Source organism: Micromonospora sp. NPDC005299, assembly GCF_042872345.1.
Lineage (GTDB): Bacteria > Actinomycetota > Actinomycetes > Mycobacteriales > Micromonosporaceae > Micromonospora.
Genome location: NZ_JBIAKG010000008.1, coordinates 76,684 through 89,137 on the forward strand (window position 1 = coordinate 76,684; position 12,454 = coordinate 89,137).

Annotated in this window: 15 protein-coding genes; 12 read left to right on the plus strand and 3 right to left on the minus strand. The window is 73.2% G+C overall.

All coding sequences use genetic code 11. The annotated features are described in order from the left end of the window. Window positions 1–76 precede the first annotated feature (76 nt). The 6 genes from ACFYPD_RS22515 (at window position 77) to ACFYPD_RS22540 (ending at window position 5,603) form a co-directional block, all read left to right on the plus strand. Window positions 77–1,135 carry a PhoH family protein gene (locus tag ACFYPD_RS22515; RefSeq protein ID WP_387116705.1) on the plus strand — a complete coding sequence of 353 codons (1,059 nt, stop codon included), beginning with the start codon at window positions 77–79 and terminating at the stop codon, window positions 1,133–1,135. A gap of 18 nt (window positions 1,136–1,153) precedes the next feature. Then, window positions 1,154–1,627, plus strand: a complete 474-nt coding sequence (ybeY, locus tag ACFYPD_RS22520) for an rRNA maturation RNase YbeY (RefSeq protein ID WP_355060095.1) — start codon at window positions 1,154–1,156, stop codon at window positions 1,625–1,627. Then, window positions 1,627–3,012, plus strand: coding sequence for a hemolysin family protein (locus tag ACFYPD_RS22525; RefSeq protein ID WP_387117345.1), 1,386 nt, complete (start codon window positions 1,627–1,629; stop codon window positions 3,010–3,012). The genes ybeY and ACFYPD_RS22525 overlap by 1 nt, the downstream gene beginning before the upstream one ends. Continuing rightward, on the plus strand, window positions 3,005–3,391 hold the full coding sequence (locus tag ACFYPD_RS22530) for a cytidine deaminase (RefSeq protein WP_387116708.1): 387 nt from the start codon (window positions 3,005–3,007) through the stop codon (window positions 3,389–3,391). The genes ACFYPD_RS22525 and ACFYPD_RS22530 overlap by 8 nt, the downstream gene beginning before the upstream one ends. Next, a complete protein-coding gene (gene era / locus ACFYPD_RS22535; RefSeq protein ID WP_387116711.1) occupies window positions 3,388–4,284 on the plus strand; it encodes a GTPase Era in 897 nt (298 codons plus the stop codon). The genes ACFYPD_RS22530 and era overlap by 4 nt, the downstream gene beginning before the upstream one ends. A 191-nt stretch (window positions 4,285–4,475) precedes the next feature. Continuing rightward, window positions 4,476–5,603: an acyltransferase gene (locus tag ACFYPD_RS22540; RefSeq protein ID WP_387116715.1), complete on the plus strand. Its 1,128-nt coding sequence runs from the start codon at window positions 4,476–4,478 to the stop codon at window positions 5,601–5,603. Window positions 5,604–5,616: 13 nt separating this feature from the next. Here the strand turns inward: ACFYPD_RS22540 and ACFYPD_RS22545 are convergent, their stop codons facing one another. Next, a complete protein-coding gene (locus ACFYPD_RS22545) occupies window positions 5,617–6,396 on the minus strand; it encodes a DUF4097 domain-containing protein (protein ID WP_387116718.1) in 780 nt (259 codons plus the stop codon). A gap of 102 nt (window positions 6,397–6,498) precedes the next feature. Here ACFYPD_RS22545 and recO point away from each other — a divergent pair, with 102 nt between their 5' ends. The 5 genes from recO to ACFYPD_RS22570 all read left to right on the plus strand — a co-directional run bounded on the left by recO (window position 6,499) and on the right by ACFYPD_RS22570 (window position 9,564). Beyond that, on the plus strand, window positions 6,499–7,374 hold the full coding sequence (gene recO / locus ACFYPD_RS22550; RefSeq protein ID WP_387116721.1) for a DNA repair protein RecO: 876 nt from the start codon (window positions 6,499–6,501) through the stop codon (window positions 7,372–7,374). 8 nt (window positions 7,375–7,382) lie between these two features. Beyond that, on the plus strand, window positions 7,383–8,183 hold the full coding sequence (locus ACFYPD_RS22555) for an isoprenyl transferase (RefSeq protein WP_387117347.1): 801 nt from the start codon (window positions 7,383–7,385) through the stop codon (window positions 8,181–8,183). Window positions 8,184–8,252: 69 nt separating this feature from the next. Then, complete coding sequence (locus ACFYPD_RS22560; RefSeq protein ID WP_387116724.1) at window positions 8,253–8,438, plus strand: hypothetical protein; 186 nt, start codon at window positions 8,253–8,255, stop codon at window positions 8,436–8,438. A 140-nt stretch (window positions 8,439–8,578) separates the two neighbouring features. Next, window positions 8,579–8,800, plus strand: a complete 222-nt coding sequence (locus ACFYPD_RS22565; RefSeq protein WP_387116727.1) for a thioredoxin reductase — start codon at window positions 8,579–8,581, stop codon at window positions 8,798–8,800. Next, on the plus strand, window positions 8,797–9,564 hold the full coding sequence (locus ACFYPD_RS22570) for a pirin family protein (protein WP_387116730.1): 768 nt from the start codon (window positions 8,797–8,799) through the stop codon (window positions 9,562–9,564). The genes ACFYPD_RS22565 and ACFYPD_RS22570 overlap by 4 nt, the downstream gene beginning before the upstream one ends. A 6-nt stretch (window positions 9,565–9,570) precedes the next feature. Here the strand turns inward: ACFYPD_RS22570 and gndA are convergent, their stop codons facing one another. Then, window positions 9,571–11,013 (minus strand): NADP-dependent phosphogluconate dehydrogenase, encoded by a 1,443-nt coding sequence (gene gndA / locus ACFYPD_RS22575; RefSeq protein ID WP_387116733.1) that lies wholly within the window; start codon window positions 11,011–11,013, stop codon window positions 9,571–9,573. A gap of 358 nt (window positions 11,014–11,371) precedes the next feature. Between gndA and ACFYPD_RS22580 the strand changes: the two genes are divergently transcribed. Beyond that, window positions 11,372–11,608, plus strand: a complete 237-nt coding sequence (locus ACFYPD_RS22580) for a hypothetical protein (RefSeq protein WP_387116736.1) — start codon at window positions 11,372–11,374, stop codon at window positions 11,606–11,608. Window positions 11,609–11,695: 87 nt separating this feature from the next. On the opposite strand, the gene ACFYPD_RS22585 is transcribed toward ACFYPD_RS22580, so the two are convergent. After that, window positions 11,696–12,391 carry a hypothetical protein gene (locus tag ACFYPD_RS22585; RefSeq protein WP_387116739.1) on the minus strand — a complete coding sequence of 232 codons (696 nt, stop codon included), beginning with the start codon at window positions 12,389–12,391 and terminating at the stop codon, window positions 11,696–11,698. Window positions 12,392–12,454 lie beyond the last annotated feature (63 nt).

A 12,454-nucleotide genomic window follows, 5' to 3' on the forward strand; every position in this document is an offset into this window, starting at 1 on the left:
GAGTCACGACCGCCGCGCCAGCAGGGCCCGGCGCCGAGTTCGAGAGCAGGTGGCGTAGGGCCTGACGGCCCGATCTATGACCGGCACCCCACCTCCCGGCCCGCCCCGGGTGCAGACCAGGATCACGGTCCCCGACCAGAAGATCATGGTGAACCTGCTCGGCGCGGGCGACGAGATCCTGCGGCTCGTCGAACGCTCGGTCAACAGTGACGTCCACGTGCGGGGCAACGAGATCACCATCACCGGCGCGCCCGCCGACAACGCCCTCGCCGAGCGTCTCTTCAGTGAGCTGCTCGAACTGATCGAGAAAGGCGAGACCCTGACCACTGACGCAGTCCGGCGTACCGTCGGCATGCTCGAGCAGGGCGGCGCCGAGCGGCCCGCCGAGGTCCTGACGCTCAACATCCTCTCCCGGCGCGGTCGCACCATCCGTCCCAAGACCCTGGGCCAGAAGCGCTACGTCGACGCCATCGACGCGCACACCATCGTCTTCGGCATCGGCCCGGCCGGCACGGGCAAGACCTACCTGGCCATGGCGAAGGCCGTGCAGGCGCTCCAGGCCAAGCAGGTCAACCGGATCATCCTGACCCGGCCGGCGGTCGAGGCGGGGGAGCGGTTGGGCTTCCTGCCCGGCACCCTGAACGAGAAGATCGACCCCTACCTGCGTCCGCTCTACGACGCGCTGCACGACATGCTCGACCCGGAGTCGATCCCGAAGCTGATGGCCGCCGGCACCATCGAGGTGGCACCGCTGGCGTACATGCGGGGTCGCACCCTCAACGACGCGTTCATCATCCTCGACGAGGCGCAGAACACCACGCCCGAGCAGATGAAGATGTTCCTCACCCGACTCGGCTTCAACTCCAAGATCGTGGTCACCGGTGACGTCACCCAGGTGGACCTTCCCGGCGGGACGACGAGCGGCCTGCGGGTGGTCCGGGAGATCCTGGGCAACGTCGAGGACGTGCACTTCGCCCAGCTCTCCAGCTCCGACGTGGTGCGCCACAAGCTGGTGGGCGAGATCGTCGACGCGTACGCCCGCTGGGACGCCGAGCGGGAGAACCAGCAGGCGCAGAACGTGCACGCCGTGCCCGGGCGGACCGCCCAGGGCGGCCGGGCCGGCCGACGCCGCTAATCCGACAGAGGAAGACAGTTGTCCATCGAGATCGCCAACGAGTCCGGCGCCGACGTCGACACCGACGCCGTGCTCGCCGTCGCCCGGCACGCCCTCGACGAGATGGGGGTCAACCCCCTCGCCGAGCTCTCCGTGCTGCTGGTCGACATCGAATACATGTCGGAGCTGAACCACCGCTGGATGGGCGGTGACGGCCCGACCGACGTGCTCGCCTTCCCCATGGACGAGGGCAGCGTCGACCACGGTCCGGGGGAGAGCGCACCGGCCGGCGGTGAGCCGGCCCTGCTCGGCGACATCGTGCTCTGCCCGGAGGTGGCGGCCAAGCAGGCGGCCACCGCCGGGCACACCACCGCCGACGAGCTGCACCTGCTCACCGTGCACGGCGTGCTGCACCTGCTCGGCTACGACCACGCCGAGCCGGAGGAGGAGCGGGAGATGTTCGGTCTCCAGGCCCGACTGCTGGCCAGCTGGCGGTCGACCCGATCGCAGTGATCACCACCCTGGCGGCCGGCGGCGCGCCCGCCGGCCTGCCCGATCTCCCCCTCCTTGCCGTCGCGGCGGGGCTGGTGGTGCTCGCCGGCCTGATCGCGATGACCGAGGCCGCGCTGGCCGCCGTCTCGCCGGCCCGGGCCGCCGAGCTGGCCCGGGACGGCGCGCGCGGCGCGCGCACCCTCCAGGCGGTCGCCGGCGACGTGGTCCGCCACCTCAACCTGCTGCTCCTGCTCCGGCTGCTGGCCGAGCTGACCGCCACCACGCTGGTCGCGCTGGTGGCGGTGGACACGTTCGGCGCCGGCTGGCGGGCCGCCCTGGTCACCGCCGGGGCGATGGCCGTGGTCAGCTTCGTGGTGGTCGGCGTCGCGCCGCGCACCCTCGGCCGGCAGCACGCCTACGCCGTGGGCCGCGCGGTCGCGCCGCTGGTGCGCTGGCTGGGCCGGGCGCTCAACCCGCTGGCCTCGCTGCTGATCCTGATCGGCAACGCGGTCACCCCGGGGCGCGGCTTCCGCGAGGGGCCGTTCGCCACCCAGGTCGAGTTGCGCGAGCTGGTCGACCTGGCCGAGCAGCGCGGCGTGGTCGAGCACGGCGAGCGGCAGATGATCCACTCGGTCTTCGCGCTCGGCGACACCATCGCCCGCGAGGTGATGGTGCCCCGGACCGAGATGGTGTGGATAGAGGAGCGCAAGACTCTCGCGCAGGCGCTGGCGCTCTTCCTGCGCTCCGGCTTCTCCCGGATCCCGGTGATCGGCGAGAACGTCGACGACGTGCTCGGCGTGCTGTACCTCAAGGACCTGATCCGGCGGATCCAGGGCGCCCCGGAGGCCAGGCAGATGCCGGTGGCCGAGCTGATGCGCCCGGCGACCTTCGTGCCCGAGTCCAAGCCGGTCGACGACCTGCTCTCGGAGATGCAGGCGGCGCGCAACCACCTCGTCATCGTCGTGGACGAGTACGGCGGCACCGGCGGCCTGGTCACCATCGAGGACATCCTCGAGGAGATCGTCGGCGAGATCACCGACGAGTACGATGTCGAACGCCCGCCGGTCGAACGCCTGGCGGACGGGGCCGTGCGGGTGACCGCCCGGCTGCCGGTGGAGAATCTGGGCGAGCTGTTCGACACCGAACTGCCCACCGACGAGGTGGAGACGGTCGGTGGCCTGCTCGCCCAGGCGCTCGGCCGGGTGCCGATCCCCGGCTCCGGGGCCGAGGTGGCCGGCCTGCGGCTGATCGCCGAGGGCACCACCGGCCGGCGCAACCGGATCGACACCGTGCTGGTCAGCCGGGTCGAGCCGGGCGACGCGCCGGACAGCGCGGGGCGCGGCGAGCAGGCCGATCCCCGTGGCAACCAGAACCGTTCCGAGGAGAGGCAACCCGCCGATGCCTGAGTCACCCGCCGTGCCGGCCGCCCGGCCCACCCCGTCCGATCCGGCCGAGCTGAGCGCCGAGGACGGCAAGCTGGTCGTCCTGGCCCGGGGGGCACGGGGCCGGGTCGGCGCCGTGGAGGGCGCGGCGGTCCGCGACCAGGACGGCCGGACGTACGCGGCGGCCAGCGTGGCGCTGCCGTCGCTGACCCTGACCGCGCTCCAGCTCGCGGTCGCCTCGGCGGTGGCCGCGGGCGCGAGCCGGCTGGAGGCCGCCGTGGTGGTGACCGAGGCGTCGACGCTGGACGGCGCGGGGCACGCCGCGGTCCGCGACCTCTCCGCCGACGCTCCGGTCCACGTGGCCGCACCGGACGGCACCGTCCTCGGCACGGTGGTCGAGTGAGTGAGGTCGAGCAGCGTCCCTACCGGGCCGGGTTCGCCTGCTTCGTCGGGCGGCCGAACGCGGGCAAGTCGACGCTGACCAACGCGATCGTCGGCACCAAGATCGCAATCACCTCGAACAAGCCGCAGACCACCCGGCACATCATCCGGGCGGTGCTGCACCGGCCGGAGTCCCAGCTCGTGCTGGTCGACACCCCGGGCCTGCACCGCCCCCGCACGCTGCTCGGCGAGCGGCTGAACGACCTGGTCCGGGAGACCTGGAGCGAGGTCGACGTGATCGGCCTCTGCATCCCGGCGAACGAGCCGATCGGGCGGGGCGACCGGTTCATCACCGGCGAGCTGGCCAGCCTGCGGGCCACCGTGCTGGCCGTGGTCACCAAGACCGACCTGGTGGACAAGAAGCGGCTGGCCGAGCAGTTGCTCGCGGTGAGCGAGATGGGCGAGTTCGCCGACGTGGTGCCGGTGAGCGCCGTCTCGGGCCACCAGGTGGACACGCTGGTCGACGTGATGACCGGCTACCTGCCGGAGTCGCCGCAGCTCTACCCGGACGACATGCTCACCGACGACCCGGAGCAGGTGCTCGTGGCCGAGCTGGTCCGCGAGGCCGCCTTGGAGGGCGTCCGGGACGAGCTGCCGCACTCCATCGCCGTCGTGGTCGAGGAGATGATCCCCGAGGGCAACGTCACGAAGATCTACGCCGACGTGTACGTGGAGCGACCGAGCCAGAAGGCGATCGTCATCGGTCACCGGGGCAGCCGGCTCAAGCAGGTGGGCATCACGGCCCGCCGGCAGATCGAGGAGCTGCTCGGCACCCGGGTCTACCTGGACCTGCACGTCCGGGTCGCGAAGGACTGGCAGCGCGACCCGAAGCAGCTGCGCAAGCTCGGCTTCTGACCCCGTACGCCTGAACCGCCGGCCCCGATCGCTCGGTGCCGGCGGTTCGCGTTGCGGCAGCTGCCGGGATGGTCCGGATCGGTCTGCTTTATGGAATTTTTCACTTTTGACCCCGGCCCGCGCACCGTTTCGTCCAGGTGGATCGGAGGGTAGGGAGGCTTACCTCCCGCCCCCGACGCCCCCGCGAGCTGATGCGAAACCGATACCTCGACCTGCTCCGCTCCCTGGCCATCGTGCGAGTCGTCGTCTACCACGTCACCGGATGGGCGACGCTGACCCTGATCTTCCCGGCCATGTCGGTGATGTTCGCGCTCGCGGGCTCGCTGATGGCCGCGTCGCTGGACCGCAGCGGCGTGCCGGCCGTGGGGCGCCGGCTGCGCCGGCTGCTGCCGTCGCTCTGGGTGCTCGCCGCGCTCTTCGTGCCGGCCATGCTGCTCACCGGGCTGCCGTTCACCCCGAAGGTGCTGCTCTGGCTCTTCCCGGTCAGCGACCCGCCGGCCAACTACTGGGGCGGCCTCGCGTTGAGCCCGATCTGGTACCTGCGGGACTACCTCTGGTTCGTGCTGGCCTCGCCGGTGGCCCTCCGGCTGTTCCGCCGGGCCCCGCTGCCCACCCTGCTGGCCCCGTACGCGCTGCTCGCGGCGATCGAGTTCGGCGTGCTGGCGAACCCGCCGACCGTGCTGCGCGAGTTCGGCCTGTACTTCGGGGCCTGGCTGCTCGGCTTCGCCCATCACGACGGCCTGCTGCGCCGCACCGCCAACCGGGTGCTGGTCCCGCTCGCGCTCGCCCTCGGCGCGGCCGGGCTGGGCTGGATTTTCACCCACCCCGGCCCGCGCGGCCTTGATCTGAACGACATCCACCTGGGCAACGCGCTCTGGTCGGCGGCGTTCATCCTGGTGGCGATCGGCCGGGCGCCGGCCGGGGCGCCCTGGGTCGACCGCACCCCGGTGCTGGGCCCGGTGGTCACCGTGCTGAACCGGCGCGCGCTGACCGTCTACCTCTGGCACATGCCGTTCGTGGTGGCGCTCACCCCGCTGGTCGACGTGGTCGGCTGGTCGCACCAGGACCTACTGGGGCTGGCGATCCGGGTGGCGCTGGTGTTCGCGCTGGTCGGCGTGGTCACCCTGCTGGTCGGCTGGGTCGAGGACCGGGCCGCCCGGCGTACCCCGGAACTGGTGCCCGGCCGCCCCCGGCGGACCGTGACCGAGCGGGCGGCGGCCGCACCGGCCAGCCCGGCGCCCGCCGAACTGGCGGCCGCGGGCGCCCGGGTGCCGGGCCAGCGCCGCGCACCGGAGCGGGCGGGCCGCACGCCGGGCTGACCCGCGACCGCCCTCAGCGCTGGTGGACCGTCACGTTGCCGCTGGTGGCGGAGACGTCGAGCAGCAGGGACGAGCCCGGGTCGTTGGGCACGGCGAGATCGGTGTCGCCGGACTTGGCGTCCGCCCGCACCCGGTACCGGCCCTCGGGCACGGTCAGGTCGACGTCACCGCTGGTCGCGTGCAACCGGGCCGCGGCCGGCTGGTCCAGCTCGACGACGAGGTTGCCCGACGTGGCCTCCGCGTCCACCCCGGCGGCGAGCCGCCGGGCGCTGATGTCGCCGGAGGAGGCGCGCAGCCGGACCGGGCCGGTCGCCTCGACCACCTCGATGTTCCCTGAGGTGGTCGAGGCGCGGACCTCGCCACGGGCCTCGGTCACGTTGATGTCGCCGGAGTTCAGGGTGAAGTCCACCGGGCCGACCCGGTGCAGCGTGACGTTCCCGGAGCTGGCCTCGCCGCGCACCGTCACCCCCTCCGGGGCGGTCACCTCCCAGGAGACCGTGCACCGGGAGCCGCAGTCGCTCGGCAGCACCAGTTCGTCGCCCTTGATCTCGTAGCGGGTGTTCGGCTCCCCGCCCTCGTAGCGGACGACCCGCTTGATCCGGACCTGGTCGGCCGGACCGGTGGCCCGGATCGTCACGTCACCCGCGCCGCCGGCCGGCACGGTGATCCGGGCGATCTTCGCTTGCTCGGTCTGGTCGTAGTCGAGGCGGCGGAACGACAGGGTGTCACACCCGGCGAGGACGATCAGGGAGGCGGCCGCGGCGGCGGCGACGGCGGTCCGGTGCAGAGCCATGGCCAGGACGCTACGACCGACCGTGCGGGCGGCGCATCCGGGTACGACCGCCGATCCACCCCGAGGAGACCCTGAGATCGCACCCCGAGGGAGAATGGGCCGATGGCCGGATACCGCCGACAGCTCTACCGCGACGACGCGGTGGTGCTGCGCGCGCAGAAGCTGGGGGAGTCCGACCGGATCATCACCCTGCTCACCCGGCGGCACGGTCGGCTGCGCGCGGTGGCCCGGGGCGTACGCCGGACCACCAGCAAGTTCGGCGCCCGGCTGGAGCCGTTCGGGCACGTCGACCTCCAGCTCGCCGGCGACCCCAAGGGCAACCTCGGCAGCTCGCTGCACACCATCAGCCAGGCCGAGGGCATCGACCTCTACGGCAAGCGGTTCCTCGGCGACTACCCCCGCTACACGGCGGCCAGCGCGATCGCCGAGACCGCCGAGCGGCTCACCCCGATCGAGCGGGAACCCTCGCTGCGGCTGTTCCAGCTCACCCTCGGCGCGCTGCGCTCGCTGGCCACCGGCGAGCACGCCACCACGCTGGTGCTCGACGCCTACCTGCTGCGCGGCATGGCCTTCGCCGGCTGGGCACCGGCGCTGACCGCGTGCGCGGTCTGCGGCACCCCGGGGCGGCACCGGGCGTTCTCCGTGCCGGCCGGGGGCGCGGTCTGCCCGGACTGCCGGCCCCCGGGCGCCGCCCACCCCGCCCCGGCCACCGTCGCGCTGATGTCCGCGCTGACCACCGGCGACTGGGCGTACGCCGACGCCACCGAGACCGGCGTGCGCCGCGAGTGCAGCGGCCTGGTCGCGGCGCACCTCCAGTGGCATCTGGAACGCGCGCTACGCTCGCTGCCGCTGGTCGACCGGGGTGCCCCGGCGTCCGGCGCGGTCCCGCCGCCCGGCGGCGCGGGGCCGGGTGTGGTCCCGCCGCGCACCGGCGCCGGACCAGCCGCCGCTGGTGTGAACAGGGAGATTACCGAGTGATCCGATCGATGAGGGCCGGCCGGCGCGAGCCGGTGCCACCGACTCCGCACCCCTCGGGTGCCCGGCCGCCGGCGCTGCCGGCCGAGGCGCTGCCGAAGCACGTCGCCGTGGTGATGGACGGCAACGGCCGCTGGGCCAAGGAGCGCGGGCTGCCCCGGACCAAGGGTCACGAGCAGGGCGAGCACAGCCTGTTCGACACCATCGAGGGTGCGATCGAGCTGGGCGTCCCCTACCTGTCGGCGTACGCCTTCTCCACCGAGAACTGGCGCCGTTCGCCGGACGAGGTCCGCTTCCTCATGGGCTTCAACCGCGACGTCATTCGGCGCCGCCGGGACCAGCTCGTCGACCTGGGCGTCCGCGTCGTCTGGTCCGGCCGGGCCGGGCGGCTCTGGAAGAGCGTCATCTCCGAGTTGCAGACCGCCGAGGAGATGTCCCGGGGCAACTCGAAGCTGACCCTCCAGTTCTGCGTCAACTACGGCGGTCAGGCGGAGATCGCCGACGCCGCCGCCGCGATCGCCCGCGACGCGGCCGCCGGCCGGCTCGACCCGGGCAAGGTCACCGAGAAGACCATCGGGAAATACCTCTACCACCCGGAGGTCCCCGAGGTGGACCTCTTCCTCCGCCCCTCCGGGGAGCAGCGCACCTCCAACTTCCTGCTCTGGCAGAGCGCCTATGCGGAGCTGGTCTTCCTCGACACCCTCTGGCCGGATTTCGACCGCCGGCACCTCTGGTACGCCTGCGAGCTCTACGCCCAGCGGGACCGCCGCTTCGGCGGCGCGCTGCCCAATCCGGTGGCTCCCGGCGCCTGAGGTCACGCTTACCGACGCCGCCCGGTGGGTATCAATCGGACAGCAGGCAGATTGCGGAGGTGAACCCACATGATTCAGAAGCGGATTGCCCAGTGGGCGGTCATGGCGGTCGCCGTGCCGCTGGCGGCGGCCGGCGCGCGCCGGCTCAGCCACACCCTGGAGGCCCGTCGCGGCCCGACCGGGGTGAGCCGACTGCTCGTCAAGGGCGCGGACATGCTGCGGCCGCAGAAGGCCAAGCGCCGTCGGTTCTGGTGACGTCGAGGGCCCGCCGCGACGTCGGGGCGGGCCGTGTCGCGGGCGCCCCGCATCCGGCTTTCCGGCCGGGAGCGGGGCGCCCGCGCGTACGATCGGGCGCAGGGCGCGCCGCCGGGACGCGCCCGCCACGGGGGTGGAGGATGCACGATCTCCGGTTCAAAATGATCATGGCGTTGAACGCGGCGGACCTGGGCAGCCCGATCTGCGAGCAGGTCGCCGACATCTGCGCGGAGATCGCCGAGCAGCACTGCGCCGAACTGGGCCACACGCCCGCCGTACGCGCCGGGGAGATCGCCGAGCTGAGCACCGGCGAACCGGCACTCACCTGGGCGCCGGCCGAGACCGGGCAGCGTGCCTGGTGACGGCGACGGCGCCCGCACCGGCGGTGGACGTCCGCCGGGCCGGTGACCGCTTCTTCACCCGGTTGTCCTGGCTCGACTCCAAGCACTCCTTCTCGTTCTCCCGGCACTACGACCCGGCCAACACCCACCACGCGCTGCTGCTGGTCAACAACGACGACGTGGTGCGCCCGGGCAGCGGCTTCGAGACCCACCCGCACCAGGACATGGAGATCGTCACCTGGGTGCTGCGCGGCTCGCTGGTCCACCAGGACTCCACCGGCCACTCCGGCGTCATCTATCCCGGCCTGGCCCAGCGGATGAGCGCCGGCACCGGCATCCTGCACTCGGAGAAGAACGACTCCTGGCGGCTGGACGGCACCGCCCCGCACCGCGACCCGGTCCACTTCGTGCAGATGTGGGTGCTCCCCGACGAGGAGGGGATCGACCCCGGCTACGAGCAGGTCGAAATCGGCGACGAGCTGCTGCGGGGCGGCCTCGTGCCGGTCGCCTCCGGGATGGACCGGTACGACGGCGCCTCCGCCATCCGGATCCGCAACCGGTACGCCACCCTGCACGCCGCCCGGCTCGGCCCCGGCGACACGGTGAACCTGCCCGACGCGCCCTTCCTGCACCTCTACGTGCCCAGCGGCGCCGTGACGCTGGAAGCAGCCGGACAACTCACCGAGGGCGACGCGGCCCGGATCACCATGGCCGGGGGCCAACGGGTGACCGCCGCCGAGCCGGCGGAGATCCTGGTCTGGGAGATGCACGCCACGCTCGCCTGAGCGCGCTCACGCCTCCACTTCGGAGCGGTCGCCCGCCCAGAGCGTGTGGAACGACCCGTCCCGGTCCACCCGGTGATAGGTGTGCGCGCCGAAGTTGTCCCGCAGCCCCTGGATCAGCGCGGCCGGCAGCCGCTCGGCGCGCAACGCGTCGAAGTACGCCAGCGACGACGAGAAGGCCGGCGTGGGCACGCCCGCCCGGGCCGCGTCGGCCACCACCCGCCGCCAGGCCGGGACCCCGGCGCCCACCCGGTCGGCGAACCAGGGGGCGACCAGCAGCGTCGGGAGGTCCCGCTCCGTGTCGTACGCCTCCCGGATCCGGTCCAGGAAACGGGCCCGGATGATGCAGCCGCCCCGCCAGATGGTGGCGGTGCCGCCCAGGTCGATGTCCCAGTCGTACTCCCGGCTGCCCGCGCCGATGTGGTCGAAGCCCTGCGCGTACGCGACGATCTTGCTGGCCAGCAGCGCCCGCCGGACGTCCTCGACGAAGGTGTCCCGGTCGTTCACCTGCCACTTCTCGCCCGCGTCGGGGAAGGCGCGGCGCGCGGCGGCGCGCTGGTCGGCGTGCCCGGAGAGCGACCGGGCGAAGGTGGCCTCGGCGATGCCGGTGATCGGGATGCCGAGGTCCAGCGCGCTCTGCACGGTCCACCGGCCGGTGCCCTTCTGCTCGGCCTGGTCGAGCACCACGTCGACGAAGGGCCGGCCGGTCGCCGCGTCGCTGTGCCCGAGCACGTCGGCGGTGATCTCGATGAGGAAGGACTCCAGCTCGCCGCCGTTCCACTCCCGGAAGATCTCCGCGATCTCCGCCGGGCTCGCCGACAGGCCGGCCCGCAGCAGGTCGTACGCCTCGGCGATGAGCTGCATGTCCGCGTACTCGATGCCGTTGTGGACCATCTTCACGAAGTGGCCGGCGCCGTCCGGCCCGATGTGCCGGCAGCACGGGACGCCGTCCACCTGGGCCGCGATCCGCTCGAAGATCGGGCCGAGCTTCCGGTAGGACTCGGCCGAGCCGCCCGGCATGATGCTGGGCCCGCGCAGCGCGCCCTCCTCGCCGCCCGAGACGCCGGTGCCGACGAAGTGCAGCCCGTGTCCGCGCAGCGCCTCCTCCCGGCGGCGGGTGTCGGCGAAGTGCGCGTTGCCGCAGTCGACGACGATGTCCCCCTCCTCCAGCAGCGGGACCAGCTCGTCGATCACCGCGTCGGTGGGGGCGCCCGCCTTCACCATGACGATCACGGCGCGGGGGCGTTCCAGCGCGGCCACGAAGTCGGCGAGGGACTCCGCCGGCACGAACGTGCCCTCGTCGCCGTGCTCGGCCACGAGGCTGCGGGTGCGCTCCGGCGAGCGGTTGTGCACCGCCACGGTGAAGCCGTTGCGGGCCAGGTTCCGGGCCAGGTTGCGGCCCATCACCGCCAGACCGGTGACCCCGATCTGCGCCGTCGCCTGCTGTGCCATGCGTACCGCCACCCCTCGTCTCCGGTGCCCGTGCTGCGACCGTATCGCGGCCGGTGCGGGGGTGGGCCGGAGTGTCGACGCCGGGTGAGGGTGTGGTGGCGGCCCGTCCTTCACCCACCGCGCGGGTGGTGCCGGTAATTCGGGTGTGCGCCGGGACGGCGGTGGGTTAGCGTGTCGGCATGCGTAACTGACGCCCACCTCTCGAAGGCCCGGTCCACCGTGCGTACCGCCGTGGATCGTGCGCCCCGGGCGTCCGCATCCTCCCGTCACCGTCGGTGGCGTGGTGTTCCTGGCCGGACCCGCCCGGGTGTTCCCCGCTCGCCGTGCCCACGGGTGCCCGACAGTCAGGAGGCAGCGTATGCCCGCCAAGCGCAGTCCGAAGAAGTCCCGCAAGCAGACGCCAAAACCGTCCCTGGTGGACGTGACCCCGCCGGATCTGGACACGCTGACGGTGGCGTCCCCGGTCGCCCTGCCCGCCCTGGCGGACACCGCACCCCCGCCCAAGGCGGGCCCGCCGGCCGGGCGCGACGCCCGCCTCGCCGGACGCAGCCAGCGCGCCGGCCAGACGCGGTTCTACGCGTTCCGGCGGAGCTGAGGTCGTCGGGTGCAGTTGTCGCCGCTCCAGCGACGACAACTGCACCCGAAGCCGCGGGAAGCGCCCCCACGCGCCCGCTTCCGCAGCTCAGGCCGCGGCGGTCGCCGGGGTCGCCGTCCCGGCCGGGGCCTCGACGCCGCGCCACCGCGCGACGCCGACGGCCAGGCCTACGAAGCCGGCCACCATGAGCACGCTCACCGTCAGCTTGACCGGGACGCCCGTGCCGACCAGATCCAGCACCTGCCCGGCGGTGAGGAGCAACGGCACCCACAGGGCCACCAGCCGGGCCCGCCAGGCGCCGAAGGCCAGCACGAGGAGGCCGACCAGCCAGCCGAGCAGCCACACCGCGAACGAGGCCATCACGAACGGGTCCCCGTCGATCGCGGTGGTCACGGGCCGGGCGGCGTCGGCCGCCACGCCGCCGCCGGCCAGGGCCCCGAAGAAGGCGTTGTACTGCCACAGGTGGACGGTGGAGAAGTAGAGCCCGAGCAGCGCCATGGCACCGCCGATGGTGGCCGCCACCGGCTTGCCACGGTGCAGCGTGGCGGCCAGCCCGAGCGTCGCCGGCAGCAGCAGCAGATGGGCCAGCGCGAACAGGATGGTCTCCACCCGCCACGCGCCCAGGTTCCCGGCGGCCACCGCCACGTTCCCGGCGGTCTCGGCCACGTCGTCCGGGAACATCACCCAGTAGAAGGCGTTCGCGACGCCGTACACCACGCCGCCGCCGAGCAGGGCGCCCGCGGTGAGCCGCCGGCCCGTCCGGCCTCCGGTGCTGTCGTTCATCAGTGTCTCCTTCCGAAGTCGTGGGAGGGACGCTAGGAGCCGCACCCGGACCGGGTCGTCGGC